Annotated in this window: 4 protein-coding genes; 1 reads left to right on the top strand and 3 read right to left on the bottom strand. The window is 50.9% G+C overall.

Annotated features, from left to right (window positions below):
• Positions 1-331: 331 nt before the first annotated feature.
• Positions 332-1402 (bottom strand): endonuclease/exonuclease/phosphatase family protein, encoded by a 1071-nt coding sequence (locus I6E49_RS14015; protein WP_235403092.1) that lies wholly within the window; start codon positions 1400-1402, stop codon positions 332-334.
• 21 nt (positions 1403-1423) lie between these two features.
• On the bottom strand, positions 1424-2377 hold the full coding sequence (locus I6E49_RS14010; protein WP_235403091.1) for a rhomboid family intramembrane serine protease: 954 nt from the start codon (positions 2375-2377) through the stop codon (positions 1424-1426).
• A 246-nt stretch (positions 2378-2623) separates the two neighbouring features.
• Between I6E49_RS14010 and I6E49_RS14005 the strand changes: the two genes are divergently transcribed.
• Positions 2624-2896: an HU family DNA-binding protein gene (locus I6E49_RS14005; protein ID WP_235403090.1), complete on the top strand. Its 273-nt coding sequence runs from the start codon at positions 2624-2626 to the stop codon at positions 2894-2896.
• A 290-nt stretch (positions 2897-3186) separates the two neighbouring features.
• On the opposite strand, the gene I6E49_RS14000 is transcribed toward I6E49_RS14005, so the two are convergent.
• On the bottom strand, positions 3187-3774 hold the full coding sequence (locus I6E49_RS14000; RefSeq protein WP_235403089.1) for a non-canonical purine NTP diphosphatase: 588 nt from the start codon (positions 3772-3774) through the stop codon (positions 3187-3189).
• Between the last annotated feature and the right edge of the window lie 159 nt (positions 3775-3933).

The following is a 3933-nucleotide window of genomic DNA, read 5'->3' as shown; positions in this document are numbered from 1 at the left end:
GGAGGGTGTCAAAACCCAAATAAAGCGGGCTGAAAGCCCAATTTCCTCCATAGCCCAGGGCAACGCCCTGGGTGAAAAGGTTTGTTGAGTCTGTCGCCCTGTAAGGGCAACTCTATTGAGCCACAGATAGTTGCCCTTACAGGGCGCATTGTTTATTGAATACCATATACCCAGGGCGTTGCCCTGGGCTATAAACTTCTGCCCTTTCAGGGCGTGCTGTTTAGGCTTTTGACACACTCTCTCTTCCTACAATATCGTGCTCTCAACTCTCAATTTTCAACTTTCAACTCTCAACCTTCAACAAATCTCACCACAACACCACATCACCATCTCACCCCTTTTTCAGCCAGCAGATGATGGGATAATGGTCGGATGCCTTGATGGAGTTGTCCACATGGCAGCGGTATGGTGTCCAGTGGTCGGAGCACATGATGTTGTCGATGCGCACATAGAAGGCGTTGTAGTGATAGCTTATGCCCGGTCCGTTGGCTGAGGCAACGTAGCAGTCGTTGAGCACCGAAGCCAGCCGGCGGCGCACGTATGATATGGGCGAATCGTTGAAGTCGCCTACGAGTATGATGCTCTGTCCCTTATGGCGCTCCACGTATTCTGCTACGGCATCGGCTTGGGGTGCGCGTATGGCGGAAGCCTCGCCCAGCTTGTGCCACAGACGGCGCGACTCTTGTTCTGCTTCGCCATTGCGTATGTCGCCCTTTATCATGGCATGGAACTTCGAACGGTCGTCGAGCGAGAGTCCGGTAGTCTCAAAATGGTTGACCACGACTATCGTTGTGTCGTCCTTGGCGGTGACGACACGGAAGGCAGCCGAGTTGTTGCCCTTCGACGCATACTCTATCTTCTCCTTGCCTACGATAGGAAAGCGGCTGTAGATGCATATCTCGTCGCCGCCCTCGGGAGAGTCGGCAGAGTCGTGATGAGGATAGAATGCCGAGAGCGTGGAGTCGGCTATCTCGCGCTTACGGCCCGTCGACCCGAACTCCTGCATGCAGAGCATGTCGGGATTCTGACGCTTTATGTAGCTGAGAATTTCGGAAGGCCCGTCGGTGTCGTCCCACGTGCTGAAGTAGAACACGTTGTACGACATCACCTTTATGCTGCCTTCGGGGGTGGCGGCATTGCGGTTGAACGGCGTATATATGCGTATGGGCTGGAAACCTATCAGCAGTCCTGCCACGGGAATAAGCGCCCACCTCGCCCTGAACATCAGCCAGAAGGCGAGAAACGCCAGATTGGCTACGAGGAAGACGGGGAAAAGCAGTCCTAAGTTGGCTATGAGCGGGTGTGCAGTGGGGTTGACGCGGTCGCTATAGCCTATAAGCAACATCACCACGATGGTGGCGATGTTGGCTCCGGCGATTATCCTGAAAGTAAATTCCTTCATATTTTACGGCAGGCGTTGGCTTTATTTGCGGCTCTTGTCAAACAGCCATTGCTTCTCTTCGTTGCTCAGACTGTCGTAGCCCGAGCGTCTGATCTTGTCGAGTATGGCGTCGGTGCGCTGCTGCTCCCATCGCTTGCGCTCGTTGTATTCGGCATCCGTTTCGGGGCGTTGGGTTGTACGGTCTGTGGCGTTGCCATAGTCACGGCGCTGACGGTTATAGTCAGAAGCGTTGCGATGTGAGCGTTGCTCCCAAGCCGAGCGTAGAGAGTCGAAGAACTGCTGTCCGCCACGACGGTTGTAGTTGATGTCGGGACGGCGGCGCCAGTAGCGTATGAGGAAGAATCCTACAACCATACCTCCGAGATGTGCCAAGTGTGCCACGCCGTCGCCGGTGGTTGAGAATGCCATGAACAGCTCAATGGCTGCATAAATGAGTACAAACCACTTTGCCTTGATGGGTACGGGCAGTGGGAAAATGAACAGGCGCTCTTCGGGATAGAGCATTCCGAAGGCGAGCAGTATGCCGTATATGGCTCCCGAAGCGCCCACCGTGGTCCACGCATTGAGGAACATTGCGTTGGCATTGACTACGAGCATGGTCTGCGAAAGCGTAAATCCCTGTATCTGTTCGGCGGCAAGCAGATAGAACTGTACCATCTGTGCCAGCTCCTGAAACAGTCCGGCTCCTATGCCGCAGGCGATATAATAGAACAGGAACTTGCGTGCTCCCCATGTGCGTTCGACTATGCATCCGAACATCCAGAGGGCGAACATATTGAAGAATATGTGGCTCCATCCGCCATGGGCAAACATGTATGTGAGGAGCTGATAGGCCTGGAAGTCGGGTGCAAGGATGAAGTGCAGGCCGAGAATGCTGTTGAGGTCTGCACCGATCATCTGCATCAGGTAAGTGGCAATAAACACCACTACGTTTATGATGAGCAGGTTGCGTGTTACTGTTGGAATGTTGTTCATACTTTAATGTGTTCAATTTGTTTATTAACAGGTGGCAAAATTACTAAAAATCCCCGTAAACAGGCATAAAATGGGGGTTGGGGGACGTTTTTTTCATTAAATTATGCACTTTTTTCCGATTTTTGTTTGATTTGTGAAAGGAATAGTCTAAATTTGCTTTCGGAAAGGAGTCAAACGTGTGATTTTCACCTTTTTCCGAGTTGTTTTCATTAGAATTTTCACAAACAATTTAATACTTAAAGGATTATGAACAAGACAGAATTAATTGAGAAGATAGCAGTAGGTGCTGAGTTGAGCAAGGCAGATGCCAAGAAGGCTCTTGAGGCTACAATTGAAGCAATCAAGAACGCTCTCGTTGATGGTGACAAGATCCAGCTCATCGGCTTCGGTACATTCAGCGTTTCTGAGCGTCCGGCACGCGAGGGCATCAACCCTGCTACCAAGGAGAAGATTACTATCGCAGCAAAGAAGGTTGCCAAGTTCAAGGCTGGCGCTGAGCTTGCTGACGCTATCAAGTAATACAGCAAACAGATTGTAAGAGAACTATTTTTACGACGTAAAACGGGCAGTCTGCAAAAGGAGCCCTTTTGCGTTGTAAAAGGAGTCCTTTTGGACTGCAAAACGAGTCCTTTTGGCAAGCAAAAGGATTACATTTGCAAGCCAAAAGGACTCCTTTTTTTTTAGTTGATAGTTGAAAATTGGGAGTTGAGAGTTATGATTACCGATGTTTTACATTGAACATCGACATAATAGAAGCTTAAAAACATATCATAACTCTCAACTCCCAACTCTCAACTCTCAACTTTCAATTAATCCGAACATAGGTACTGTGCGAGCTTCGCTACGGCACGTGCACGGTGCGAAATGCCGTTCTTGATGTCCATACCGAGCTGTGCGAACGACTCTGTGTAGCCTTCGGGCACGAAGATGGGGTCGTAGCCGAATCCTTCGGTGCCCTGCTTCTCGGTGGAAATGGTTCCGCGTACTATGCCCTCAAATAAAATGTAGTCGGCTATGTCGTTCTTACGGGCGAGGCAGATTACTGTGCGGAACTGCGCACGGCGGTCGGTCTTGCCGTCGAGACGGCTGAGCAGCTTCTGCATGTTGGCCTCCGAGTCGTGGTCGGTGCCTTCGGCATAACGGGCAGAATGTACGCCCGGCTCGTCTCCAAGCGACGGCACTTCGAGTCCGGTGTCGTCTGCAAAGCAGTCGTAACCGTAGTTCTCCACTACATAACGTGCTTTCTGTATGGCGTTGCCTTCAAGCGTATTGGCTGTTTCGGGTATGTCTGCATGGCAATTGATGTCGCTCAGCGACAACACTTCAAAACGATTGCCAAGTATGGAGCGTATCTCGTCGAGCTTGTGCTTGTTGTTGGTGGCGAAGACCAAACACAAAGCCCCACCCCCTTGCCCCTCCCCCGTAGGGAGGGGAGTAGTATGTATTGACTGGTTGTGCATATTTGTTGAGTTATATTTATTTAGATGTATTGTTTTTTTATTCGTTTGAGGAGCCTTGCATATCACTCCCCTCCCTACGGGGGAGGGGTTCGGGGG

This window comes from Leyella stercorea, from assembly GCF_021531655.1.
The sequence above is the reverse complement of the archived record's forward strand: the minus strand, read 5'-3'. Positions and strand labels throughout refer to the sequence as shown.